Raw genomic sequence first — 23,689 nt, 5'->3', positions numbered from 1 at the left:
GGAGGACCCTTCCATGTCGTACCCCGAGATTCGGCCCCGCCGTCTGCGCCGCACCCCCGCGATTCGCCGGCTGGTGTCCGAGACCCGGGTCGACCCGGCCGAGTTGGTCGTGCCGATGTTCGTCAAGGAAGGGTTGACCGAGCCGCGGGCGATCGCGTCGCTCCCGGGGGTGCTTCAGCACTCTCGGGACTCGCTGCGCAAGGCGGCGGCCGAGGCCGTTCAGGCCGGCGTCGGCGGGATCATGCTCTTCGGGGTCCCCGAGCAGCGGGACCCGACCGGGTCCGGCGGCATCGACCCGAACGGCATCCTGAACGTCGCCATCCGTGACGTGGTGGCCGAGGTCGGTGACGCCACCGTCGTGATGAGTGACCTGTGCCTGGACGAGTTCACCTCGCACGGGCACTGCGGGGTGCTCGCCCCCGACGGCGACGTCGACAACGACGCCACCCTGGCCGCCTACGCCGAGATGGCGGTGGCCCAGGCCGCCGCCGGGGTCGACGTGGTCGGGCCGTCCGGGATGATGGACGGCCAGGTCGGGGTGGTACGCCGGGCGCTCGACGCCGCCGGGCACCAGGACGTGGCGGTGCTGGCGTACGCCGTCAAGTACGCCTCGGCGTTCTTCGGCCCGTTCCGCGACGCCGTGGAGTCGGCGCTGGAGGGTGACCGGCGTAGCTACCAGCAGGACCCGGCGAACGTGCGCGAGTCGCTGCGCGAGGTGGCGCTCGACGTCGCCGAGGGCGCCGACATGGTGATGGTCAAGCCGGCGCTGCCCTACCTCGACGTGGTGTCGGCGGTCCGGGCCGCGGTGGACGTCCCGGTCGCCGCCTACCAGGTCTCCGGCGAGTACGCGATGGTCGAGGCCGCCGCCGCGAACGGCTGGATCGACCGGGAGCGGGTGATGATGGAGACCCTCACCTCGATCAAGCGGGCCGGCGCGCAGATCATCCTCACCTACTGGGCGGTCGAGGCCGCCGGTCTGCTCCGCCAGCGTTACTGAGCGGCTCCCCGGCTCCGCCCGGACCAACCGGCTCGTCGGCACCCGCGACGGTGGTCGGAAGTCGCCGGCTGGTCAGCCAGGCGAGCGCCAACAGCACGGCCGAGACCGCCAGCGCGAGCCGGGTGGCCAGCGCCAGTTCCGGCGCGAGGTCGAGCCGTCCGGCCGGGTCGAGCCGTCCGGCCGCCGTGATGCCCCCGCCTCCCAGGCTCGGGGCCAACCGGTCCGTGAGGAAGGACAGGACGGCGGCGATCAGCGCCGTGCCGGCCGCGACCGAGGTGTGTGACACCGTGGTGAGCAGGGTGGAGCCGGACGGCACGTCGTCGGGCGGAAGCGACCGGCTGGCCGCCGTCATCGTCGGCATCAGCGTGGCACCCATGCCCAGGCCGATGACCGCGCCCAGCGCGGCCAGCAATGGGTACGACGTGTCGGCGTCGAGCACCAGCACCCGGACCACCGTGCCGGCCACGGCGGTGCAGATGCCCAGCCCGACCACCCGCCGCGCCGAGACGCGATCGACGAGCCGGGTCGCGACCTGGAGCGTCAGCCCGGTGGTCAGCGCCTGCGGGATGCCGATCACCCCGGCCAGGGTGGCCGAGTCACCGCGTACCACCTGCACGTAGGCCGGGATGATCAGGAACGAGCCGAAGTATCCGGCGGCGAAGAGGGCCACCGTCGCGGCGCCCGGGGTCATCCCGGGCGCGCGCAGCACGGCCAGGCGCAGCAGTGGCTGCCGGACCCGGCCGGCCCGCACGGCGAAGGTGACCACCAGCAGGACGCCGAGCGCGATCGGCAGCAGCACTGATGCGGTGCCGATCCCGCCCCGCTCGCCGGTGACGCTGAGGCCGTACACCGCCAGCGCCAGCCCGGGGCAGAGCAGCAGCAGCCCGAGGACGTCCAGTCGGACCGGTGGTCGTCCCGCATCGGCGACCGGCAGCACCGACCGGCCGAGCACCATCGCCACCAGCCCCACCGGCAGGTTGATCCAGAAGATCCACCGCCAGGACGCGTGATCGAGCAGCAGCCCACCCAGCACCGGCCCGATGAGCGGCCCGACCAGTACCGGAAGACCGAGCAGGCTCATCATCCTTCCGCGCCGTCCCGGCGGAACCGCGGCGAGCGCGACGGCCATCCCGACCGGGTTGAGCAGTCCGCCACCCAACCCTTGGAGCACCCGGAACGCGATCAGCGACCCGACGCTCCAGGCGGCCCCGGCCAACACGGAGCCGGCGGTGAACAGCAGCAGCGCGGTCAGGTAGGTGCGGCGGGCGCCGAAGCGACCGATCGCCCAGGCCGCGGTGGGCATCACCGCGACCAGGGCGAGCGCGTAGCCGCTGGTGACCCAGCCGATCGTGGTGAGGTTGGTGTCGAGGTCGTCGACCAGCCTCGGCAGGGCCACCACGGTGACCGTGGTGTCGATCACCGCGAGCAGGCCACCCAGGGTCAGGTACCAGCCGAGCCGTCGCGCGGACGTGTCCATGTCGTCTGCTCAGGGCCGGACCCGGCGGGCGGTGCGCAGCGCCTCGGCCCACCAGGCCAGCTCGCTGAGCGTGGCGTCGGCCGCCTGCCGCAGCGGCTCGTCGTCGACCAGCCGCCCGTCGACGTCGAGTCGTTCCCAGGGCGCCCGGAGCACCACTCCGGAGCGGGTCGTGGCGGCCTGCACCTCGGCGAACACCAGCCGGAGCTGCTCCACCGCGCGGATGCCGCCGGAGCTGGCGCCGTACGACACGAAGGCCACCGGCTTGCGGGCCCACTCCCGGTAGTGCCAGTCGATGGCGTTCTTCAGGGCGGCCGGGAAGCTGTGGTTGTACTCGGGCGTCACCACCACGAATCCGTCGGCGGCGGCCAAGCGGGCACTGATGGGGCTGGTCGAGTTACCGCCCGGAGGGGTGTCGGCGAACGGTAGCGCCACCTCTGCGAGGTCGACGAGGTCCAGTTCCAGGTCCGCGCGGCGGCTCCCGTGCGCGACGAACCAGTCGGCGATCGAGCGGCCCACCCGAGGATGCCGGACGCTCCCGACGAGCACGGCGACGGTCGGTGCGGTGTCCTGTTGCGTAGTCATGCCTCGGACGCTAGGACTTGAAGTAATGATGAAGTCAATGGCGGCGGGGGAATGGCGATGGGCGCGTTGACGGTCGGCGAGGTGGCCCGCGAGAGCGGGGTCAGCGGCTCCGCCGTGCGGTTCTACGAGCGGCAGGGACTCATCACGGCTGCCCGCACCGGCGGCAACCAGCGGCGTTTCGACGCGGACGCGGCCTGTCGGATCAGGGTGGCGCGGGTGGCCCAGCGCGTCGGTCTGACCGTCAACGAGATCCGCGACCTGCTCGCGGCCCTGCCCCCCGACCCTCAGCTGGCGGACTGGCAGGGCCTGCACGATCGGCTCACCGCCGAGGCCGAGCGCCGCATCCGCGACCTGCACGCGGCGCTTGACGACATCGGCTCCGGCCGCCGTCTCTGCGACCTCTGAACCCGCCCGTTCCATAGTCCGCTGATCGTCGCCCGCGTGCCCTGATGATCAGGGCAGGTGCCCCGGCTGGTTCAACCACGGCCATCCGGATGACGGCGGCGAGCAGTTCGCCGACCCGGGCCCAAGCCCCAAGCCCCAAGCCCCAAGCCCCAAGCCCAACGCCCAGGGGCCCCCTTGACGTCCTTTGCTCTGCTTCAACGGAGGCAACACCAAGGGCCTCACACTGTCTCCTCCGTTGAAGCAGAGCAAAGGACGCGTGAGGGGTGCGGTGGGCCCTGAGCCGGCCAGCTTTCCACAGGTTTATCCACAGGGGTTGAGTGGTGGGTTTCGGCCGAGAATGGTTGTCGGATGGCTTCCGCGCTCGTTCCTCTTCCGCCACCCGGCCCGACTGCCGGGCGCTTTCCCATCACCGGCCTGGTCCGGCGGGCCCGCCGGATCAAAGGGCTGGGCCAACGTCAGATGGCCCGCTTTGCCAGGGTCTCTCCGTCGACCGTGGGCAAGGTCGAGGCCGGCAGTCTGACACCGAGTCTGGCCGTGCTCGAGCGCCTACTCGGCGCGGCCGGGCTCTATCTGGTCGTGGTGGACCAGGACGGCCGGATCATCCAACCTATGGCCGACCGGGATGACGTCCACGACGGCGCCGGACGCCGCTACCCCGCCCACCTGGATACGATCCTCGATCCCGAGCCGGGGGAGTGGTGGGGGGACATCTACGGGCTGGCACGACCACCGGAGACCTACCACCGCAGCTCGGCGGACCGCGAGGCGCGACGCCGACGTAGCCAGTGGGAGGTGCGGGTCGCGCAGCATCGGCACCTGCCACCGCCGCCGATCACCCGGGAGTACTACTGACACGCCGAACGGCCCACCCTCCGCGCGAACCCGGAGGGTGGGCCGTCAGCGCCAGCGATCAGTCGTCGTTGGTGATCGTTCCGGTGGCGAGCGGGTCGGCCAGTCGCAGGCCGGGCACGCCGGCCACCAGCAGGGTCAGCTTCTCGTCCGACTCGCGTCGCCGGTCACCCCGCACGCTGACCGGGAAGGTCACCGAGGTGTCACCGGCGGCCAACACCTTGCAGCCGGCGTACGTGTCGAAGTCCGAGCCCGCCTGCGCCGTGAGACCGACGGTCGCGGCACACAGCAGCACGGGCTGCGACAGCGGCCGCGAGACGGTGGCGGTGAACACCATCTGCCGGGTGCCCTGGTCGCCCTCGACCACCGAGGTGTCGGCGACGGTTAGCGACGCCCGCGAACGGAACCTCGCCACCTGCGGGTCGTGGTCGCTGGAACCCCGTGAGCCGTCACCGGTGAACTCCGCCGGCCAGTCGGCGTTGACGTGCGCCGCCCGCACCTGCACCAGGTCGCCGTAGAGCGCGTCGTTCACGAACAGGTGGTCGAGCGTCTGCGCCTGCCCCTCGAAGCTGTACGAGTACGCCGAGGCCGGCACGTCCGCCACCAGGTTGTCCCACAGGTTGTGCAGGCCCGCGTCGTACAGCGGGGCGAGCTGGTCCGACGGAGTGGGCTGGGCGGCGGTGGCGATGGGATCGTCCGGGCGGGGGAAGACGTTCAGGTCACCGCCGTACACGACCCGGGCGTCCTGGTCGGCCGCCTCGATCGCGGTGACGATCGCCGCTCCGTACGCCGCCTGCTCCCGCCGCTGCCCGACCCGGCTGTCCGGACCGGAGGAGTAGTGGTTGCTGAGCGCCCACAGGGTGAACCGCTCGGTCGAGCCCGGCGCCGCGGCCACGATGAACTTGCCCAGCTGGGGTGCCCGAGTGAAGACGTTGTTCCCGTCCTTGCCCGTCGACGTGTCCACGTCGGACGGCAGCACCGCGTTGAGCGCCTTGGGGTTCTGCACGTCGGCGTTGCCCGGCAGGCCGGCGGCGCGGTACTGGACGGTCGGCGTCGCGCCCAGCAGCGGGTCGCTCGCCGTCACGGCCGCCAGCGACAGCCGGTCGGTGCGGTACAGGAACGCGGCGGTGATCCCGCGGGCGTCCGCCCCGGTCCGGTCGTAGGCAGCGGCGTACGCCGGCCCGCCGGCCGCCGCCACCGCGAGCGCCAACTCCTGGATGCTGTCCGGAGCGCCGTCGGCGTTGTTGGTGTCGCCGCAGGCCAGCGCCGCCCCGGAGACCGTGCAGATGTCCTGGTCCTCGGCCTCCTGCACCAGGATCAGATCCGGTGCGTGCAGATCCTTGACGATCTGGTCGGCGAGCGACGTCAGATGCTGGCGGTAGTCCTCTTCGCTGCTCGGCACGTAGTCGAACGGCGGGCTGACACCGGTACAGCCGGCGTTGCCGGTGAAGTCGCAGCCGTCGAACGGGTCGTCGCGGTAGTCGTACAGGTTCTCCACGTTGTAGGTCGCGATCGCGACCTCCTGGGAGCGGTCGGCGGGCTTCGGCGGGTTGTTCTTCGACGGGTCGGCCCCGGCGTCGAACTCGGCCCGCTCGACCTGCACGCCGTACTTCTCGAACGAGTAGTAGACGCCGCCCACCGCGTCGGCGCGCAGCGTGTCGAAGGTGTGCGCTGGCGGGAGCAGCGCGGTGCTGTCACCGGCGGTCGCCTTCACACCCATGCTGCCGAGCAGCACACGCTGCCCGTTGCCGTCGTCGAAGCGCCGGGTCGGGTCATTGTCCAGCGGGTGCGAGTCCCGGAAGACCCGCCGGGCGTACGGGTCGGCGCGGTCCAGCAGCGGATCGTCCCGATCGACGACCCACAGCTCCGCGTCGGCGGTGGACGAGAAGACGTCGCGGCCGCTCACCGCGCCGCTGCCCGCGCGCACCCGCAGTCGGGCGCCCTCGTGCCGCTCCCACCAGCGCTGCGCCTCGGTCAACTCGACCGGAGGCGTCGCGTCGGTCACCGTGACCGCAGTGTCCACGTCCAGGCCGGTGGCGATCCGACGGACCAGCGAGGCGCCGGAGAGCTGAGTGAAGTTGTAGTACTCCGACACCCGCGCCCGCAGCACCACCTCGTCGCCGACCGTCGGCACGTAGCCGCCGACCAGCGACGTGAACGTGCCCATGAAGACGAAGATGCCGTCGGAGCTGGTCGGGTCGCCGTCGGTGTCGCCGCTGCGGCTCTGCAGGAAGAACCCGTTCTGCTCCGCCCCGGCCGACGTACGGGCCAACGTCCGCTGGGTGATCACGCCACGGACGTCGTACATCGTGCTGCTCGTGCCGTTGCCGCTCGCCGGTGCGAGCGGTGACCGGTCGGCGGCGGACTCGGCGTCGGTGGTCGGACCCTGCACCTCCCCGACGGTCAGTTCCCGGGTCACCTGCACGGCCAGCGCGCAGCTCGCGGTGCCACCGCCCGCATCGGTCGCGGTCACGGTGACGGTGTACGCCCCGGCCGTGAGGTCGGCGCTCGCGCCGACCGTGGCGCGGGCCGTGCCGCCCACCGCGTCGGCGGGGTTGAATGCGGTACGGGTGATCGAGCCGCTGGCCGGCGGCGGGCTGACAGCGGTCACCGCCAGCTCGACGATCTCATCGTCCGGGTCGGTGGCGGTGACCTCCCGGCTCGCCGCCGTTCCCGATGCGGTGACCAGTGGACCGCCGCAGGTCACCGTCGCCGGGACGTCGACCGGCCCACCGCCGTCCACGCTGTGCGAGCCGAGCCCGTCGAAGGTGTCGACCGGGAAGCCGGACCACTGGGCGGCGGGGTCGAACGCGTCCGACGGGTCGGTGTCGCCCGCGGTCACCGAGGGCAGGCGGCGCAGCGTGTTGTCCGCCGTGCTGGTGGTGCCCGTGCCCCACTCGGTGCCCGGGTCGATGCCCACCTGCCCGATCGAGTCGAGCACGGTCGTGCCCCGGCGCAGCACGATCGCGTCGTCGCCGTTGAACAGGCTCGCCCCGGTGGTCTGGTCCGCCTGGGCGAGGATGGCCGCCCCGGCCGAGGCGCTGGCGAACACGAAGGCGTCCCCGGCGGCGACCGTCCCGGTCAGCGCGATCGTGGTCGCCGTCGTGGAGCCGTTGAAGTAGAGCTGGAGCTGGTAGCCGCCAGCGGTGAGGTCGACGGGAGCGCCGGTGCCGTTGAACAGCTCGATCGCCTTGTTGTTCGACGAGCCTTCGACGTACTCGGAGATGAACAGGTCGGTAGGCGCGGCGCTGGCCGCGCCGGGGGTGACGCCGAGGGCCGTGACGGTCACTGCGGCGGTGGCGATCGCGAGCGCGGCTGTTGTGCGGCGCGGGCGCATAGGGCCTCCACGATGGGTGGACGGGGTCAACGCACGTTAAGGTGCCCCACTGTCCACCGTCCATCCCCTAGTGGACACTTTCGTGAATTCCTCAGCGTGGCGGATCGAGGCGGTGCACCAGCTCGGCGACGTCGACGCTGTATTCGCACCAGTCCCGGTCGGGCCGGTAACCCAGCTCCGCGTTGACCTTGAGCATCGCCTCGTTGGCCTGTGCGTTCCAGGTCTGTACCTCGGCCAGCTCCGGCTCGGCGGAGCGCAGCTCCAGCAGCATCCGCGCCTTGATCGCCCGGTCGATGCCGTAACCCCGGTGGTCCTGCCCGACGATCGTGTCGTACTGGTCGGCGCGGGTCGGGTGCTGCGCGGGCACCACGACCTCGGTCAGGCCGGCCACCTCATCGCTCTGCTCGTGCCGGGCCAACACGATGTACGGCTTCATACCGCGCCGGTGCAGGGTGTCCAGGCTGTCCCGCAGGCGCTCCGGGTCGTAGGAGCTGGGACGTAGCTCGCCGTCCTCGACGTCGCGCACCTCGGCCTTGGCCCGCGCGTACGACTCGATCAGGTCGTCCGGTGGGCCGCCCGGGTAGAACTCCAGGTGGTAACCCGCGCCGATCCCGCTGGCCATCTCGGTCAACTCGGCCCAGTTGACCGAGGTCAGGTCGAGCACGCTGCGCGTCTCCACGTACTCACGGGTGAAGCCGAGCGACTCGTAGAAGGCCACGGCCGGCGTGTCGCCGACCACCTCGACGCCGATCGACTGGAAGCCCTCCTGGTAGACCCGCCGCGCCGCGCGCAGAACCAGGTCACGACCGAGGCCGCCGCGTCGTACGGACGGGTGGACCAGCACCTCGAGCACACCGATGTCACCGAGCAGCAGCACGTGGACCTGGCCGAGGACGGCACCGACCTCGCCGGGAGCGCTCGGTTCGGCCTGGGCGAGCCAGGAGATCCGCCGCTCACCCGGCATCACCTCGCCGAGATACTCCCGTAGGGAGGTCTCCCGCCACGGCGGGTCCTGCGGCAGATCGGCCGCGAGCACCGCGTTCAACGTGGTCAACAGCGACGCGATCTCGGCGGACGAAGCGGTCCTGGGGTCCCACTCGCGCACCATCACCCGTCTAGCTTGCCGCTAACGGCTGCCCGGGGGAAGTGTCCGGTCCTCCAATGTGCGTGGACGATCACATCACAGGCGGCTGGCCCGTCCGTACCGGTCAGCGGTGTCGTAGACGGCCTGGGCGTACCGCCGTACGTCGTTGTACGACAGGATCGCGTTCCACCAGTCTCCCGGGATGCTGAGGTTGCGGCCACCCTTGCAGAGGTAGTTGCCGGCGGCCAGCGCCGCGTCGTCCAGGTCGTGCGGGTCCTTGATCCCATCCCCGTCGGCGTCGGCCCCGATCTCCTGCCAGGTCGTCGGGATGAACTGCATCGGCCCGATCGCCCGGTCGTAGATGCTGTCCTTGTCGAGCGCCCCGCGGTCGGTGTCGATGATCCGCATCCGGCCACCGTTGCCGTCCAGCGGCAGCCCGATGATCGGGGGTAGCGCCTTGCCGTCGGCACCCAACTGCGCGCGGTTGGCCGAGCCGTGCCCGGACTCGACCTGACCGATCGCGGCCAACGTCGTCCAGCTCAACGCGCAGCTACGGTTGGTCTGGGCGAGCATCTGCTCCGCGTACCCGTACGCGCGCATGGCGGTCGGTGGGATGCCGACCTTGGCCCCGACCTCCTGCGCCCAACCCGCGAGGGCGTCCGACGGGCGACCGCCGACCGTCGGAGCGACGGCCGGCCCGGTCGGCACGACGCCGGTGGGGAACGCGCCGGTCGGCACCGCGCCCGTCGGCACCATCCCGGTGGGCAGCGGGCCGGTCGGCCGTGGGTCGAGTGGCAGCGCCGGCGGCACGGCCACGGTCGGTGCGGCCGAGGCGTCGACGGCCACCGGCTTGGACCCGCCGATGGTCGCCGGGACGAGCAGCGCTCCCGCTGCGGCGGTCGCCGCGACCAGGGCGAGCAGGAACACCCCGGGAACGGTGAGTCGACCGCTGGGCCGGCGGGACCACTCCCGGGTCGCCCGGGCGGCGGTCACCGCGGCCTGGCGCGGCGGTGGCAGACGGACGGCGTGCGCGAAGGGCACGCGCCGCCGCCGACCGGGCGTGACCGCCGGTACGACGGCGACGCCGTCCACCTTGGTAGCCGTCAGGTCGGTGGCGCCCGCCGCGACTGTCCCGTCGTCGGTCGTGGCGGTACCGGCCTTACCGTCGCCCGTCTTCGCCTTCGCCTTCGCCGGATCGACGGCCGTGGTGTCGGCCTTTGTCGTGTCGTCGCCGTCGGTGTTGTCGCGCGCCGGGTTGTCGGCGCCTCCCTCGGCCCGGTCCGCGGTGGCGGTGGCCGTACCGGCGGTGTCCGCAGCGGCGGTGTCCGCGTCGGCGGCATCGGCGGTGGGGGCCACCTTCGCGGCAATGTCGTCGGCGGCGTCCTCGCCCCGGTCGGCGGCGGGGGCGTCGACTGTCGAGGCAGGAGCAGCGTCGGCCGAGGCCGGGGATTCGCTCTTCGCGTCGGTCGTGCCGCTGTTCAACCAGGGACGGCGCGGGCGAGGCACGGCCGCAGGCGCCGGATCCGGCGCGGCGCCCGACTCCGCCAGGGGCCCGTCCAGCGGCGCGGCCGGTCGAAGCGGTTGCACACGCGTCTTGTCCTCGCCGTCCACCACCCGTCGAGTATCACTCATGTCCCGACGGGCGTCAGGTCGACGTACCCTTGGTCGCATGCCCCGGTACGAGTTCCGATGCCGCGCCTGCGGCGACACCTTCGAGGTCAACCGTCCGATGGCGGAGGCCGGAGCGCCGGCCACCTGCCCGCAGGGTCATGCCGACACGGTCAAGTTGCTCTCGGCGGTGTCGGTCACCGGTCGCGGCACCGGCGCCGCGCCGGCGGGCGGTGGTGGCGGCTGCTGCGGTGGCGCCTGCGGCTGCTGACCCGGCGGTTTCGGCGGCAGACTCGTGAACCGCCCTTGCCGGGACCGGGTTCGAGTGGCACCTTGAGGCGGCACGTGCCCGGCCGTTCTCACGATGCGTGACCGCTCGGACTCAGGCAGCATGAACCCGACGTCACGGGCGGAGGTTCCACGCATGTCGCCACGGATCCAGCTCCCGAGCGGTTGGGTGACCTTCGTGTTCACCGACATCGAGGGCTCGACCCGGCTGGCCCAGTTGCTCGGCGCGGACTACCGCCCGGTGCTCGCCGAGCATCGACGGTTGCTGCGGCGCACTCTGGCTGCCACCGGTGGTGCCGAACTGTTGACCGAGGGCGACTCGTTCTTTCTCGCCTTCGACGACGCGGCGGCGGCCTTGACGGCCTGCCTGACCGCCCAGCGGGCCCTGGCCAGCCACGAATGGCCGACCGAGGAGGCCGCGCCCCGGGTACGGATGGGCCTGCACACCGGCTACGCCGAGCCCCGCGACGGGGAGTACGCCAGCCCCGAGGTGCACCGGGCCGCCCGGGTGGCCGCGGCGGCGCACGGCGGCCAGGTGCTCTGCTCGGCGTCCACGGCCCGCCGGGCCGATCCGCTGCCACCGGGCGCCACGCTGCTGGACCTGGGCCTGCACCGGCTGCGTGGCTTCGACGACCGGGAGCGGCTGTTCCAACTGGTCGCGCCCGGGCTGGAACGGCAGTTCCCCCGCCCGCGTACCGCCGAGGCCGTGGCGCACAACCTGCCGACCCAGGTGACGTCGTTCGTCGGGCGGCAGGTCGAGCGCGCCGAGCTGAGCGCGCTGGTGGAGCGGCACCGATTGGTCACGGTGCTGGGCGCGGGCGGCGCGGGGAAGACCCGACTCGCCGTGGAGCTGGCCGGTGGCGTGGTCGAGGCGTACCCCGATGGGGTCTGGTTCGTCGACATCGCCGCGGTGACCGACCCGGGGTTGGTGGCGTTCGCGATCGCCGCGGTGCTCGGGCTGCGGCCCGAGCCGGGCCGCCCGATGCTGGACACGCTCGTCGAGTACGCGGCGGCCCGCCGGATGCTTGTCGTGCTCGACACCTGCGACACACAACCGGCCGCGTGCGGCGAGGTCATCTCGCGGCTGCTCTCCGGTGGGGGCGGCGTGCGGGTGCTGGCGACCACCCGCGAGTCGTTCAGTCTGCCCGGTGAGGTGGTGTGGCGGATCCCGCCGCTCTCGGTCGACAAACGTGCCGACGGCGCGGAGAGCGATGCGGTCGCGCTGCTGCTGGACCGTACCGCTGCGGCCCGTGGCGGCCGGCAGCCGGAGCCGGCCGAGTCGGCCGATCTTCGCCGGGTGGTGCAGCGGTTGGACGGGCTGCCGCTCGCCATCGAGCTGGCGGCCGCCCGGCTGCGGGTGCTCTCCGTCGGTCAGCTCGCCGAGCGGCTGGACGACGTCCTCGGCACCCTAGACGCCGGCCGGGAGGACCCGGAGCCGCCGCCGGTGGAGCGGGGCTGGTCCGGCAACCAACAGGACACCGTGGACCTGGTGGCCGCGGCGATCGGTACGCCGCCGCCCACCGCGGCGAGCCGGGCCGTGCAGCGGTCAGCCACCGAACGGCACCTGACCATGCAGGCCACCGTCACCTGGTCGTACCGGACGTTGGGGCCGCGGGCCGCGCGGCTGTTGCGCTGGATGGCCGTCTTCGCCGGGCCGGTGGACCTGCCGACGGTGGAGTGGCTGCTCGGCGACGACCCGCTGGATCCGCTGTCGGTGCTGGTGGACAAGTCGATGGTGTTGGCCGAGCCGCGGGCCGCCGGCAGTTCGTACCGGATGCTCGACCCGATCCGGGCGTACGCGGCGCGGCGGCTGGCCGAGGCGGGTGAGGAGCAGGCCGCCCGCGACCGGCACGTGGCCTGGTCGGCGCACGCTCTGGATCGGGCCCACCTCGGCCCGGACGGGCGGCCCGTGACGCTCTCCCTCTACACCCTCGATCCGCTGGCCGACGAGCTGCGGGCCGCGCTGCGCTGGTGTGCCACCGGTGGCAGCGCCCGCGCCGGTCTGCGCCTGACGGGCGGGCTGGACCAGTGGTGGCGCGAGCGCGGGCTGGCGCGGGAGGGTCGACTCTGGCTGTTCCGGCTGTACGGACGGATCGCCGAGACGGGTGAGCGGATCCCGGACGCGGAGCTGGCGGCGGCATACCACATGCACTCGCTGCACGCCGGCGCCGACGGGGAGTTCGCGGAGGAGTTGCGCTACTCGCAGCGGGCGGAGGCCGCCGCCCGGCAGGCCGGTGACGCCGGTCTGCTCGCCCGGGTGCTCGCCGGCCGGGCTGCACCGCTCGTGGACATGGGCCAGTTCTTTGAGGCCGAGCGGGTCTGCCGGGAGGTCATCGACTGGGCGCACGGGCAGGACGTGGTGGGCGAGGCGCTGTTCGCGGTGTTCAGCCTGGCCGAGCTGCTCTGGCGGCGGGGCGCTCTGGCGGAGGCGGCGGACCTGCTGGGCGCGGCGCGTCCGGTCGAGGCCGCCCGCCCGGTCGAGCGCGGCCGTCGTTCGGTGGACATGCTGCTCGGGATGGTCGCGCTGGCCCGCGGCGACGTGATCGCCGCGCACGAGCACCTGTTGGTGGCGCTGCGCTCGCGGATGGGGCACGGCTACCACGGCCGGGCCTGCGACACTCTGCACGCGATCGCCGTTCGGTGCGCGCTGGGCGGGGACCCGACGACCGCCGCGCGGCTGTTCGGCGCGGCGCAGGCCACCCGGGCGAGCATGCGGGCGACGCCGGGAATCTACGGCGGCTACTGGGCCGACCAGCAGGCGGAGCTGCGGGCGATGATGGGCGACGTCGCGTTCGACGACGCGTACTCGGAGGGCGCCGAGTTGAGCCTGGACGAGGCGGTAGCGCTCGCCCTCGACGTGGAACACCCGGACCTCGCGGTGGACTCGACCCGCTTCAGCACCGACCTCTCCCACCCCGCCCCACCCCAACACCCCGCCACAAAAACCGAACACGCCTAACCGCCCACCCCCACCCCCACCGCCCCCCGTGAACCTTGTTGATCAAGAGGTTCGCGTCAAAAATCGTGCCTCCGCTGACGCAAACCTCTTGATCACCGGGCGAGGGGTGGGGGTGGGGGTGGGGTTAGGGGCGGGTGCGGGCGTTGGATTCGGCTTGGGCCTTCATCTGGGCGGCTCGGTCGATGTCGGACTGTTGGACTGCGGCTACCGAGCCGAAGATGTGGACCGCCTGGTAGTAGGTCCAGGCCAGGCTGTAGCAGGCCGGGCGGACGACCGTGTTGTACGTGGCGCAGACCCGCTTGAGGTCGGCGTAGAAGGCGCTGTCGAGGCGGGCCTTGTTGGCGGAGAACTGGCCGACCGCCTTGTAGTTGCGGTAGCCGAAGTCGTGCCGGTAGCAGCCCAGGTTGAAGGTGAAGCCGAGCGGGTTGTCCGGGCTGGACGAGCAGTAGTCGGTGGACCAGACGAAGTTGTACTCGGCCCAGGGGGCCCGGTTGAGGCGGGCGCTGTTCCAGGAGTTGTGGCTGGACGCGCTGGTCTGGGTCCAGCTCGACAGCACGGACAGCTTCTCGGCGGGGGTGACGGCGGCGGCGGGGGAGGCGATGGCGAGGGTGGCGAGCAGCGCGAGCGCGCCCGAGGTGAACAGGGTGGTGAGACGTCGGGGCACGGTTTACCTCCGCGGGGTGGGCGGTGGGACGGAAGTTACCGGCTGGTCACCGGATGTCGACAAGTTTCGATCAATTGATCAGCCTGCCGGTATGCGCCGCGCCAACTATCGGTGACATGCGTTGAAACAGACGAATGCCCCGGACGCGGGTGCGTCCGGGGCAGTCATCGGACCTGGTCAGCGCAGCAGGAACGCCGGCGGGCTGACGTGGCTCTCGTTGGCCGTCCGGTCGAGCGCGGTCACCAGGTAGGTGTAGCGCCGGCCCGGCTCGGCCGACGGGTCCACCCAGGACTGGACGCCGCCCGGGGTGGCCCGGACGGTGTCGACCAGTCCGGTGGCGTCGGTGGTGGCGCACTGCCCGGGCAGCGTTGTTCCGTCGAACCGGTAGATCGCGTACGAGGTGGCCGTGCCCAGGGGGCCCTTGCCGTCGGCCGGCTGACGCCAGGTCAGCCGTACCCCGTCGGTGTCCCGCGCGACCCGGGTGACCACCGGCGGCAGCAGCGGCTTCGCCGGCAGGTGTGGCATGGCCGGCACGAGGGCCGGGCGCGAGTAGTGCTCGGCCGCGTAGATGTCGGTGGCGTCGAGCCGGTTGGCCCGTACCTGGACGGCGGAGAAGTGCACGTTGCCCTGCACCTCCGGGTACGACCGGTTGAGCGTCAGGTGGTCGGACAGCTCACGCGGGTTCTGCCAGTACGGCCCGTACGCGGGGTCGCCGCTCTTGTAGTCGGCCTGGCCGATGTAGAGCTGCACCCGGGTTCCGCGTACCGTCTCGGCCCACCACGGCACGAGTCGCGCGTAGTCGGCCGCCGGGTACTGACCGATGTACCAGTAGAGCTGCGGCACGACGTAGTCGATCCACTCCTGCTTGATCCACTTGCGGGTGTCAGCCGAGATGATGTCGTACGACTGGCTGCCGGTGGTGTCCGAGCCGAGCGGGTCGGCGCTGGCGTTACGCCAGATGCCGAACGGGCTGACCCCGAACTTCACCCACGGCTTGGCCGCTTTGATCTTGCCGTTCATCTCCTGGATCAGCAGGTTGATGTTGTCCCGCCGCCAGTCGGCCCGGTCGGTGAAGCCCCGGTTGTACGCCGCGAACGTGGCATCGTCGGGCACCTGCCAGGTGCCGCTGGGGTAGGGGTAGAAGTAGTCGTCGAAGTGGACACCGTCGATGTCGTACCGCTGGACCGCGTCCATCATCGCGGTCTGGACGAACTCGCGGACCTCGGGGATCCCGGGGTTGTAGTAGAGCCGGCTGCCGGCCACGCCGGCCGGCGGATAGGCGAAGGTCCAGTCGGGGTGCTGCCGGGCCGGGTGGCCGGGCGCGAGCTGGCCGAGGTCGGCGCCGGCGCCGCCGGGCGCCGGCATGGAGGCCCGGTACGGGTTGAACCAGGCGTGGAATTCCAGGTTGCGCTTGTGCGACTCCTCGACGAGGAAGGCCAGCGGGTCCCAGCCGGGGTCCTGGCCGCGCACCCCGGTCAGGTACTCCGACCACGGCTCGTACGGCGAGGGCCAGAGCGCGTCGGCGGTGGGCCGGACCTGTACGACCACAGCGTTGTGGTGCAGTCGTTCGGCGAGGTCCAGCAGGCCGCGGTATTCGGCCTGCTGGGCGGCGATCCGGTCCGGGCTGGTCTGGGAGGCCTTGCTGGGCCAGTCGATGTTGACCACCGACGAGATCCACATGGCCCGGAACTGGCGCTTGGGGGTGGCCGGGTTGGTGACACAGGCGGCGGCGGTGGGGGTGGTGGCGCTCGCCGGGGTCGCGGCGGCGAGTGAGCCGAGCAGGATCGCGGTCAGGCCGGCGGCGGTGAGGCGGAGTGCTTTCATGCGGTATGTCCCTTCGCTGGGGCTCCCGGTGCAGTCTGCGAGCGACAAGATTCGCCGCTGCCTATCTGTGTACAGAAGGAAATTTTCACAATCGTGTCGCCGCCGCAAGTGTTCGTGGTTGACCATTCGTCCCGCTGGGTAGCAACGCCGGTCACTGGCCGCCACGGTGGTGGTCGCACGGTGTGAAGGGGTGAGCGCATGTCCGTGCTGCGAACCAAACCGATCAAGGACGTCATAGCCCAGGGCGAGGCCGACGGCAGCGACGGCAAGCTCGGGCTGAAGAGGCGACTCGGCGCCCTCGACCTCACCGGCTTCGGCATCGGCATCGTGATCGGCACCGGGATCTTCACGCTCACCGGCATCGAGGCCCGCGACAGCGCCGGCCCGGGCGTGGTGATCTCCTTCGGCATCGCCGGCGTGGTGGCCCTGCTCGCCGCCCTCTGCTACGCCGAGCTGGCCTCCAGCGTGCCGACCGCCGGCAGCGCCTACACCTACGCGTACGCGACGATGGGCGAGATCGTCGCCTGGATCATCGGCTGGGACCTGCTCCTGGAGTTCGCGCTCGGCGCGGCGGTGGTGGCGCGTGGCTGGTCCGGCTACCTGGCCGAACTGCTCGACCTGCCGACCCGGTGGTTCGGCGAGGAGGGCAGCGTCGTCAACGTGGGCGCGATCGCCATCGTGCTGATCCTCGGCATCGTCGCGATCGTCGGCATCCGGGAATCCGCCCGGATCACCAACCTGCTGGTGCTGGTCAAGGTGGCGATCTGCGTCTTCGTGGTGGTCGCCGGCCTGTTCTTCGTCAAGGCCGCCAACCTCACCCCGTTCATCCCGCCGGCCGAGCCCGCCGGCAGTGGCGACGACGGCATCAAGCAGCCGGTGACGCAGGCGCTGTTCGGTCTGGAGCCGTCGGTCTTCGGCTTCGTCGGGGTGCTCAGCGCCGCCGCGGTGGTCTTCTTCGCGTACACCGGCTTCGAGGCCGTCGCGAACCTGGGCGAGGAGACCCGCAAGCCCAAGCGGGACCTCACCCTGGGCCTGCTCGGTACGCTGCTGATCTCCACCGTGCTCTACATCGGCGTCTCGCTGGTGGTCGTCGGCATGGTGCCGTACACCGAGATCGACCGGGGCGCTCCGATCGCGTCGGCGTTCGAGTCGGTGGGCGCCGGCTGGGCGGCGACGCTCGTCTCCATTGCGGCGGTCGCCGGTCTGACCAGCGTCATCCTGGTCGACCTGGTGGCGATGGGCCGGATCGGCTTCGCCATCGCCCGGGACGGGCTCATCCCGCCCTCGATCGCGGCCGTGCACCCGCGCTGGGGCACCCCGTACCGGATCTCGGCGATCATGACGGTGGCGGTCGCGCTGCTGGCCGGTTTCCTGCCGCTCTCCGCCCTGGCCGACCTGGTCAGCATCGGCGCGCTCTGCGCGTTCGTCTTGGTCTCGCTCGCCGTGCCGATCCTGCGCCGCAAGCGTCCGGACCTGGACCGGCCGTTCCGGGTGCCGTTCTCGCCGGTGCTGCCGATCGTCTCGGCGGTCGCCTGCCTCTACCTGATGCTCAACCTGTCCGTGGAGACCTGGCTGCGGTTCCTGGCCTGGATGCTGCTCGGCGCGGTGATCTACTTCGGCTACGGCTACCGCCGCAACCGCCTCGCCCGCCACGAACCGGCCGTCGCTCCGGAGCAGCGCGAGCCGAGCGCCTGACCGGCCGTCGCGCCGGAGCAGCGCGAGCCGAGCGTCTGACCGATGTGCGTGCGGAGGGGTCGAGCACCCCTCCGCACGACCGACTCAGGGACGGTGTTGCGGCGTACCGGTCGGACCCTTGACGACCGGCTTGCCGTCGACCCAGGTCACCTCGTCGAGCCACACCTGCCGGCCCGGGTCGGTGCTGCCCTCCTGGCCGGGCGGCCAGGCGTGGTAGACGAGCCAGGTACGGCCGTCCTTGACCACCATCGAGGCGTGACCCGGGCCCGAGGCGGCGTCGCTGCTCTTCAGGATCGGGTTCTCGGCGGCCTTCACGCACGGGCCGGTGGGGCTCTCGCAGACCGCGTAGCCCTCGGCGTACTCGGCGCGGTCGTAGGCGTTGGCGGCGAAGAACAGGTACAGCCGGCCGTCCTGGCGGTGGAGGAACGGCCCCTCGATCAGGGTGCCCTCCCACGGTTCGGTCTGCTTGAGCAGCCTGGTCGGCTCACCGACGAGGGTCAGACCGTCCTCGGCGAAGCGCTGCGACCACAACCAGGTGTCCACCCCGATCGCGTTGCCGTCGTTCTTCCAGAGCAGCCAGAGGGTGCCGTCGGTGTCCCGGAACGGGCTCGCGTCGATCGCCCCGCCCAGCTCCGCCTGGCAGATCAGCGGGCCGGACGCGTCGTCGGAGTACGGGCCCTGCGGTGCGCTGGCCACCGCCCGCCCGACGCACTGCCGGCCGGACTCCCGACCGGCGACGGTGTAGTAGAGCAGGAACCTCTCCGGTGCCAGTTGGATGACCTCCGGCGCCCACGTCTTGCCGGGGTCCGCCCAGTCCGGCAGTGTCGGCAGCGCGTCCCCGGCCTCGGTCCACTCGACCAGGTCCGGCGAAGTGCGCACCGGAACGTTGCGGCCCTGCGCGTTGGTCGAGAACAGGTACCAGGTGTCACCGACCTGGATCACCTGCGGGTCCGGGGCGTCGGTGCTGATGACGGGGTTGGTGAACATGCGACTCCCGTTGCTCGTGTCGGTGGCCTTGTCGCCGTTGGAGCAGCCCGTGACGAGCAGCGCGGCGGCGAGGGTGATCGCCGCCGCGCCGGATCGCCGGGCGGTTGCCCGGGTCATCCCTTCAGGCCGCTGCGGGAGACGCCCTGGATGATGTGCCGCTGCGCGAGCACGAACAGGATCAGCACCGGCAGGCTCGCCAGCACCGCACCCGCCATGATCACCGGGTAGTCCGTGACGTACGAGCCCTGGAGCAGCCCGAGGCCCGGCGGCAGGGTCAGCTTCTCCGGGCTGAACAGCACGAAGATGGGCCACAGGAAGTCGTTCCAGTTGGTCAGGAACGACAGCACGGCAAGGGTGGCCAGCGCCGGCTTCGACAGTGGCAGCACCACCTTGTAGAAGATCTGCCACTGGTTGGCGCCGTCGAGGATGGCCGCCTCCTCCAACTCGTTCGGCAGCGAGAGGAAGAACTGCCGCAGGAAGAAGACCCCGAACGCGCTGGCCGCGCCGGGCACCACGATCACGGCGAGCGTGTCGATCCAGTTGAGCTGGTCGACGATCAGGAAGTTCGGGATGATCAACGAGGTCGGCGGGATGAACAGCGTCCCGACGATCAGCGCGAAGCTCACCCCGCGCCCGGCGAACTTCAGCCGGGCCAGGGCGTACGCGGCCATCGAGGCGGTCACCAGCACCAGCAGCGAGTGCAGCGTGGCGGCCACCATGCTGTTGAGGAACCAGCGCAGCACCGGATTCGCCGAGTTGGTGAGGATCTGCTCGTAGCCGTAGCCGGAGAGCGGGTTCGGCAGCCAGCTCGGCGGGATCTGCTGGGCGGCGGTGTAGGTCTTCAACGAGGTGATGACCATCCAGGCCAGCGGAACCAGGAAGATCAGGGCCAGCGCGACCAGGGTGGCGTAGAGCGCGACCCGGCCGGTGGCGGCACCGCGGTTGGTCCGCGTGGGCGTCGTCATGGGGGTCCCCTCAGTCTTCCCGGTAGCGGAAGAGGCGGAAGTTGGCGATGCTCACGACCGCCAGCATCAGGGCGAACACGATGCTCATCGCGGCGGCCCGGCCGGCGTTGTTGTTGCGCAGGCCCTCCTCGACGATGAACCACACCACCGTGCGGGTCTCCGTGCCGGGCGTCCCCTGGGTGATCAGGAAGGACTGGCCGAACATGTTCGCCGAGGCGAGCACGGTCGTCGTGATCACGAAGAGCAGGACGGGACGCAGGCCGGGCAGGGTGACGTTGCGGAACCGCTGCCAGGCGGTCGCGCCGTCCACCCGGGCCGCCTCGTACAGCTCCGGCGAGATGTCCTGGAGACCGGCCAGGTAGATCACCGCGTTGAAGCCGGAGGTCCACCAGACCGTGACCCCGACCAGGGAGATCCACGCCCAGGGCAGGTTCGTCACCCAGGGGGTGTCCGACGGCAACCCGACCACGCCCAGGAGCCGGTTGACCAGGCCCAGGTTGGCGTCGAGCAGGAACCGCCAGAGCAGGCCGATGACCGCCACGCCCAGCACGTACGGGGCGAAGTAGATCGCCCGGAAGAAGGTCCGGCCCGGGAAGGAGCGGTTCAACAGCAGAGCCAACCCCAGGGGTACGACCACCAGCAGCGGAACCGACAGCACCGTGAAGATCGCGGTGGCCCGTACGCTCTGCCACCAGTCGCCGTAGACGGCGGAGTCGCTGGAGAAGAGCTGCTGGTAGTTGTCCAGCCCGACGAACGGCCGGTTCGGGAGCTGGAAGTCCCACTGGTGCACGCTCAGCCAGAGGCCCAGGACGATCGGCAGCAGGCCGAAGACCCCGAACAGGACCAGGTACGGGGCGAGGAACAGGTATGGCGTCGCCCGTCCGGTCCGGCGCACGGAGGCGGCCCGGCGGGCTGCTTTGGCCGCCGGGGGCGGCGCGTCACCGCGCGCCGCCCCGACCTCGATCACGTCCGCCACGGGTGATCAGCTCCCGTACTTCTTGCGGTTGTCCTCAAGCTGCTTGTTGGCCTTCGCCACGCCGTCGTCGAGAGCCTGCTTGGGCGACTTCTTGCCCAGCGCGGCCTCGTTGAAGGAGTTGTAGAAGGTCGTCATGACCTCGCCCAGGCCCGGGGCGGCCGGCGGGAAGGCCGCGTACTCCAGCTCGGGGGCGAGCGACGAGATCTCCGGCAGCGCCTTGAACTCGGCGCCCTCGCGGACCTCCTTGCGGGCCGGGATCTGCCCGCCCTTGGCCCAGTCCAGCGAGTGCTGGCTCAGCCAGTTGATGAAGACCTTCGACCCGGAGACCTTGTTGGCGTCGTTGGCCCGCTGCTTCACGATGGTGAAGTTGTGCGAGTTGGCCCAGGCCGCCGGCTTGCTGCCGATCTGCGGGAGCGGCGCGACGCCCCACTGCACCTCGGGGCTCTTCTTGAGGTCGTTGATCTGCCAGATGCCGTTCCAGGTGAAGGCGTTCTTGCCGCTCTTGAACGCCAGGTAGTCGGCGTCCTGGCCGACGTTGGCCGGCGAGTAACCCTGCTTGATCATGTCGACCAGCCAGGTGCACGCCTCGACCGCCGGGTCGGAGTTGAACGTCGCCTTGCTCACCTCGGCGTCGAAGAGCGTGGCGCCCCACTGGTTGAGCACGGAGTAGAAGGTCATGCCGCCGGTGAACTGGAACGGGCTGACCCAGAAGCCCTGCACACCGGCCTTCTTCAGCTCGACCAGGGCCGCCGTGTACTCGTCCTTCGTCGTCGGCGGCTTGTTCGGGTCGAGGCCGGCCTTCTGCATGACGGCCTTGTTGTAGTAGAAGCCCAGCGGGTGCATGTCCAGCGGGATGCCGTACCGCTTGTTGTTGTAGATCCCGCCCTTCCACACGGTCGGGGCGAAGTCTCCCTCGGAGAGCTCCAGGTTCTTGGCCACGTCGTCCAGCTCGGTGATCACGCCACGGGCGGCGAAGGTGGCGAGCTGGTCCATGTGCATGACCGCGATGTCCGGGCCGTTGCCGGTGGAGGCCGCGCCGGGGAGCTTGTTGTAGTAGTCCTCCCACTGGTACGTGGCCACCGACACCGCGATGTTCTTGTGCTCGGTGTTGAACTGGTTGACCAGCGCCTTGAAGATGTCGCCGTCGCCGCCGGTGAACCCGTTCCACAGCTTCAGGTCGACCTTGGGGCCGGTGTACTCCTTGCCGCCGTTGCCGGCGGCCGGGCCGGAGGCGTTGTCGCCTCCACCGCAGCCGGCGAGGGTCAGCGAGGCCGCCGCGCCGATTCCGAGACCGAGGCCGAGCAGGCGTCGCCGGCTCATGTCGTTCTGGATCATGCTTTATCTCTCCTTGCAGGGGGACGGTATGAATTGTGCCTGCTCGAACCCGGTACGCCTCAGGCGTGGGCCGGCCCGAAGCGCAGCACGCTCCAGGAGACGGCGGGCAGGCGCACGGTGCACCGGCCGCCGTCGGGGGTGGGGGTGGGCATGTCCCGCGGCGTCACCCGGTCGGGCTCGGCCTCGGTGTTCGTCGCCGACGGGTCGGACCCGGCAGCGATGCTCTGGAAGGAATAGCCGGACAGTCCCGGCAGGCCGCGCAGATCGATCTCCAGTGCGAGGTCCGTCGTGTCACGGTTGACCGCGAAGACGGTCAGCTCGCCGGTCTCCTCGTCGTGCACGGCGACCGTGTCCAGCACGGGCACGTCCCCGTACTTGTTCGTGTCGTAGCTCGGCGAGACCGGCTCGGTCCGCAGCACGGTGCCCCGCGCGTGCCGGGCGGTCAGCGCGAACGGGTGGAAGATGCTCTGTCGCCAGGCCGGGCCGCCGTTGCGGGTACGGATCGGCGCGATCACGTTGGCGAGTTGGGCCTGGGCGGCCACGCCGACCCGGTCGGCGTGCCGGAGCAGGGTGATCAGCAGGTCGCCGACCACCACGGCGTCCACCGCCGTGAAGTCGTCCTCGATCAGCGCGGGCGCCTCGACCCAGCCACGCCGGTCCAGGTCGGCCTGGAGCCGGGACTCGTACCAGACGTTCCACTCGTCGAACGAGATCTTGAGCTTGCGGCGGTGCCGCTGCCGGGCTGCCACGTGGTCGGCGGTCGCCACGACCTCGGTGATGAAGTTGTCCATGTCGACGGCCGAGGCCAGGATGCTCGCCTGGTCGCCGTCGGACGGGTCGTAGTAGGTGTGTGCCGAGATGTAGTCGACGTGCTCGTAGGTGTGCTCCAGCACGGTCGCCTCCCACGCGGCGAACGTGGGCATCCGCCGGTTGGAGCTGCCGCAGGCGACCAGGCTGACCGACGGGTCGATCATCTTCATGGCGCGGGCGGCCTCGGCGGCGACCCGGCCGTACTCGTCGGCGGTCTTGTGGCCGACCTGCCAGGGGCCGTCCATCTCGTTGCCGAGGCACCAGAGCCGTACGCCGAAGGGATCCTCCGCGCCGTTCTTGCGCCGCAGGTCCGAGAGCGCGGTGCCGCCCGGGTGGTTGGCGTACTCCAGCAGGTCGAGTGCCTCCTGCACGCCCCGGGTGCCGAGGTTGACGGCCATCATCGGCTCGACGCCGGCCTCGTCGGCCCAGGTCATGAACTCGTGCAGGCCGAACGCGTTGGTCTCGATCGTCTTCCACGCCAGGTCGAGCCGGCGGGGCCGGTCGCCGACCGGACCGACGCCGTCCTCCCAGCGGTAGCCGGAGACGAAGTTGCCGCCGGGGTAGCGGACCACCGACACGCCCATCTCGCGGGTCAGGTCCAGCACGTCCCGCCGCAGGCCCCGGGCGTCGGCGTTCGGGTGGCCGGGCTCGTAGATGCCGCCGTAGACGCACCGCCCCATGTGCTCGACGAACGAGCCGAAGAGACGTCGGTCGGCCGGGCCGATCGCAAAGGCCGGATCGATCGTCAACTGCGCGGTCCGCAAGGGATGCCACCTTTCCTGGGGTGCCGGAACCGGGTGACCGCAGTCACCGCCCACCCGGCGTCCCCCGTTTCTACAACGTTGTA

Annotated in this window: 18 protein-coding genes; 6 read left to right on the top strand and 12 right to left on the bottom strand. The window is 71.3% G+C overall.

Annotated elements, in window-relative coordinates; translation table 11 throughout:
• Positions 1 to 13 precede the first annotated feature (13 nt).
• Positions 14 to 997, top strand: coding sequence for a porphobilinogen synthase (gene hemB / locus ACIA3K_RS08245; RefSeq protein WP_396799871.1), 984 nt, complete (start codon positions 14 to 16; stop codon positions 995 to 997).
• Here the strand turns inward: hemB and ACIA3K_RS08240 are convergent.
• Both ACIA3K_RS08240 and ACIA3K_RS08235 read right to left on the bottom strand, forming a co-directional pair.
• Positions 948 to 2,474 carry a DHA2 family efflux MFS transporter permease subunit gene (locus tag ACIA3K_RS08240; protein ID WP_396799870.1) on the bottom strand — a complete coding sequence of 509 codons (1,527 nt, stop codon included), beginning with the start codon at positions 2,472 to 2,474 and terminating at the stop codon, positions 948 to 950. The genes hemB and ACIA3K_RS08240 overlap by 50 nt on opposite strands.
• Before the next feature lie 9 nt (positions 2,475 to 2,483).
• Positions 2,484 to 3,056, bottom strand: a complete 573-nt coding sequence (locus ACIA3K_RS08235) for an NADPH-dependent FMN reductase (protein ID WP_396799869.1) — start codon at positions 3,054 to 3,056, stop codon at positions 2,484 to 2,486.
• A gap of 57 nt (positions 3,057 to 3,113) precedes the next feature.
• Here ACIA3K_RS08235 and ACIA3K_RS08230 point away from each other — a divergent pair, with 57 nt between their 5' ends.
• Both ACIA3K_RS08230 and ACIA3K_RS08225 read left to right on the top strand, forming a co-directional pair.
• Positions 3,114 to 3,461 carry a MerR family transcriptional regulator gene (locus tag ACIA3K_RS08230; protein ID WP_396799867.1) on the top strand — a complete coding sequence of 116 codons (348 nt, stop codon included), beginning with the start codon at positions 3,114 to 3,116 and terminating at the stop codon, positions 3,459 to 3,461.
• Between the two features lie 348 nt (positions 3,462 to 3,809).
• Positions 3,810 to 4,313 (top strand): multiprotein-bridging factor 1 family protein, encoded by a 504-nt coding sequence (locus ACIA3K_RS08225; RefSeq protein ID WP_396799865.1) that lies wholly within the window; start codon positions 3,810 to 3,812, stop codon positions 4,311 to 4,313.
• Between the two features lie 58 nt (positions 4,314 to 4,371).
• Here ACIA3K_RS08225 and ACIA3K_RS08220 read toward each other — a convergent pair whose 3' ends face one another.
• From ACIA3K_RS08220 to ACIA3K_RS08210, 3 genes are all read right to left on the bottom strand, one after another.
• On the bottom strand, positions 4,372 to 7,647 hold the full coding sequence (locus tag ACIA3K_RS08220; RefSeq protein WP_396799864.1) for a lamin tail domain-containing protein: 3,276 nt from the start codon (positions 7,645 to 7,647) through the stop codon (positions 4,372 to 4,374).
• Positions 7,648 to 7,738: 91 nt separating this feature from the next.
• Positions 7,739 to 8,755 (bottom strand): GNAT family N-acetyltransferase, encoded by a 1,017-nt coding sequence (locus ACIA3K_RS08215; RefSeq protein WP_396800289.1) that lies wholly within the window; start codon positions 8,753 to 8,755, stop codon positions 7,739 to 7,741.
• Positions 8,756 to 8,827: 72 nt separating this feature from the next.
• Positions 8,828 to 10,363 (bottom strand): lytic transglycosylase domain-containing protein, encoded by a 1,536-nt coding sequence (locus tag ACIA3K_RS08210; protein WP_396799862.1) that lies wholly within the window; start codon positions 10,361 to 10,363, stop codon positions 8,828 to 8,830.
• Positions 10,364 to 10,400: 37 nt separating this feature from the next.
• On the opposite strand from ACIA3K_RS08210, the gene ACIA3K_RS08205 reads away from it, so the two are divergent.
• Both ACIA3K_RS08205 and ACIA3K_RS08200 read left to right on the top strand, forming a co-directional pair.
• Positions 10,401 to 10,610, top strand: a complete 210-nt coding sequence (locus tag ACIA3K_RS08205; RefSeq protein ID WP_396799860.1) for a zinc ribbon domain-containing protein — start codon at positions 10,401 to 10,403, stop codon at positions 10,608 to 10,610.
• Between the two features lie 153 nt (positions 10,611 to 10,763).
• The gene (locus ACIA3K_RS08200) at positions 10,764 to 13,586 is read left to right on the top strand and encodes an ATP-binding protein (RefSeq protein WP_396799859.1); all 2,823 of its coding nucleotides are present in this window, start codon (positions 10,764 to 10,766) and stop codon (positions 13,584 to 13,586) included.
• A gap of 124 nt (positions 13,587 to 13,710) precedes the next feature.
• Here the strand turns inward: ACIA3K_RS08200 and ACIA3K_RS08195 are convergent, their stop codons facing one another.
• Positions 13,711 to 14,250: a phospholipase gene (locus ACIA3K_RS08195; RefSeq protein WP_396799858.1), complete on the bottom strand. Its 540-nt coding sequence runs from the start codon at positions 14,248 to 14,250 to the stop codon at positions 13,711 to 13,713.
• 177 nt (positions 14,251 to 14,427) lie between these two features.
• Positions 14,428 to 16,074 carry a family 10 glycosylhydrolase gene (locus tag ACIA3K_RS08190; RefSeq protein ID WP_396799857.1) on the bottom strand — a complete coding sequence of 549 codons (1,647 nt, stop codon included), beginning with the start codon at positions 16,072 to 16,074 and terminating at the stop codon, positions 14,428 to 14,430.
• A gap of 198 nt (positions 16,075 to 16,272) precedes the next feature.
• Between ACIA3K_RS08190 and ACIA3K_RS08185 the strand changes: the two genes are divergently transcribed.
• On the top strand, positions 16,273 to 17,769 hold the full coding sequence (locus ACIA3K_RS08185) for an amino acid permease (RefSeq protein WP_396799856.1): 1,497 nt from the start codon (positions 16,273 to 16,275) through the stop codon (positions 17,767 to 17,769).
• A gap of 84 nt (positions 17,770 to 17,853) precedes the next feature.
• Here ACIA3K_RS08185 and ACIA3K_RS08180 read toward each other — a convergent pair whose 3' ends face one another.
• Genes ACIA3K_RS08180 through ACIA3K_RS08160 form a run of 5 tightly spaced genes read right to left on the bottom strand, consistent with a single transcriptional unit; the run spans position 17,854 to position 23,606 of the window.
• Positions 17,854 to 18,873 carry a glycoside hydrolase family 43 protein gene (locus ACIA3K_RS08180; RefSeq protein WP_396799855.1) on the bottom strand — a complete coding sequence of 340 codons (1,020 nt, stop codon included), beginning with the start codon at positions 18,871 to 18,873 and terminating at the stop codon, positions 17,854 to 17,856.
• Positions 18,870 to 19,721 (bottom strand): carbohydrate ABC transporter permease, encoded by an 852-nt coding sequence (locus ACIA3K_RS08175; RefSeq protein WP_396799854.1) that lies wholly within the window; start codon positions 19,719 to 19,721, stop codon positions 18,870 to 18,872. The genes ACIA3K_RS08180 and ACIA3K_RS08175 overlap by 4 nt, the downstream gene beginning before the upstream one ends.
• A 10-nt stretch (positions 19,722 to 19,731) precedes the next feature.
• Positions 19,732 to 20,697 carry a carbohydrate ABC transporter permease gene (locus tag ACIA3K_RS08170; protein ID WP_396799853.1) on the bottom strand — a complete coding sequence of 322 codons (966 nt, stop codon included), beginning with the start codon at positions 20,695 to 20,697 and terminating at the stop codon, positions 19,732 to 19,734.
• Between the two features lie 6 nt (positions 20,698 to 20,703).
• Positions 20,704 to 22,032, bottom strand: coding sequence for an ABC transporter substrate-binding protein (locus ACIA3K_RS08165; RefSeq protein ID WP_396799851.1), 1,329 nt, complete (start codon positions 22,030 to 22,032; stop codon positions 20,704 to 20,706).
• A 59-nt stretch (positions 22,033 to 22,091) separates the two neighbouring features.
• Positions 22,092 to 23,606: an alpha-N-arabinofuranosidase gene (locus tag ACIA3K_RS08160; RefSeq protein ID WP_396799849.1), complete on the bottom strand. Its 1,515-nt coding sequence runs from the start codon at positions 23,604 to 23,606 to the stop codon at positions 22,092 to 22,094.
• Between the last annotated feature and the right edge of the window lie 83 nt (positions 23,607 to 23,689).

The organism is Micromonospora sp. NPDC051543 (assembly GCF_044454415.1).
Taxonomy (GTDB): domain Bacteria; phylum Actinomycetota; class Actinomycetes; order Mycobacteriales; family Micromonosporaceae; genus Micromonospora.
The sequence above is the reverse complement of the archived record's forward strand: the minus strand, read 5'-3'. Positions and strand labels throughout refer to the sequence as shown.

What these genes read in the sequence shown, in the direction of transcription:
- ACIA3K_RS08210 (WP_396799862.1), bottom strand. Translation starts at nt 10,363, where the DNA reads ATGAGTGATACTCGACGGGTGGTGGACGGCGAGGACAAGACGCGTGTG.
- ACIA3K_RS08220 (WP_396799864.1), bottom strand. Translation starts at nt 7,647, where the DNA reads ATGCGCCCGCGCCGCACAACAGCCGCGCTCGCGATCGCCACCGCCGCA.
- ACIA3K_RS08175 (WP_396799854.1), bottom strand. Translation starts at nt 19,721, where the DNA reads ATGACGACGCCCACGCGGACCAACCGCGGTGCCGCCACCGGCCGGGTC.
- ACIA3K_RS08225 (WP_396799865.1), top strand. Translation starts at nt 3,810, where the DNA reads ATGGCTTCCGCGCTCGTTCCTCTTCCGCCACCCGGCCCGACTGCCGGG.
- ACIA3K_RS08200 (WP_396799859.1), top strand. Translation starts at nt 10,764, where the DNA reads ATGTCGCCACGGATCCAGCTCCCGAGCGGTTGGGTGACCTTCGTGTTC.
- ACIA3K_RS08205 (WP_396799860.1), top strand. Translation starts at nt 10,401, where the DNA reads ATGCCCCGGTACGAGTTCCGATGCCGCGCCTGCGGCGACACCTTCGAG.
- ACIA3K_RS08240 (WP_396799870.1), bottom strand. Translation starts at nt 2,474, where the DNA reads ATGGACACGTCCGCGCGACGGCTCGGCTGGTACCTGACCCTGGGTGGC.
- ACIA3K_RS08165 (WP_396799851.1), bottom strand. Translation starts at nt 22,032, where the DNA reads ATGATCCAGAACGACATGAGCCGGCGACGCCTGCTCGGCCTCGGTCTC.
- ACIA3K_RS08185 (WP_396799856.1), top strand. Translation starts at nt 16,273, where the DNA reads ATGTCCGTGCTGCGAACCAAACCGATCAAGGACGTCATAGCCCAGGGC.
- ACIA3K_RS08215 (WP_396800289.1), bottom strand. Translation starts at nt 8,755, where the DNA reads ATGGTGCGCGAGTGGGACCCCAGGACCGCTTCGTCCGCCGAGATCGCG.
- ACIA3K_RS08235 (WP_396799869.1), bottom strand. Translation starts at nt 3,056, where the DNA reads ATGACTACGCAACAGGACACCGCACCGACCGTCGCCGTGCTCGTCGGG.
- ACIA3K_RS08230 (WP_396799867.1), top strand. Translation starts at nt 3,114, where the DNA reads ATGGGCGCGTTGACGGTCGGCGAGGTGGCCCGCGAGAGCGGGGTCAGC.
- ACIA3K_RS08180 (WP_396799855.1), bottom strand. Translation starts at nt 18,873, where the DNA reads ATGACCCGGGCAACCGCCCGGCGATCCGGCGCGGCGGCGATCACCCTC.
- hemB (WP_396799871.1), top strand. Translation starts at nt 14, where the DNA reads ATGTCGTACCCCGAGATTCGGCCCCGCCGTCTGCGCCGCACCCCCGCG.
- ACIA3K_RS08190 (WP_396799857.1), bottom strand. Translation starts at nt 16,074, where the DNA reads ATGAAAGCACTCCGCCTCACCGCCGCCGGCCTGACCGCGATCCTGCTC.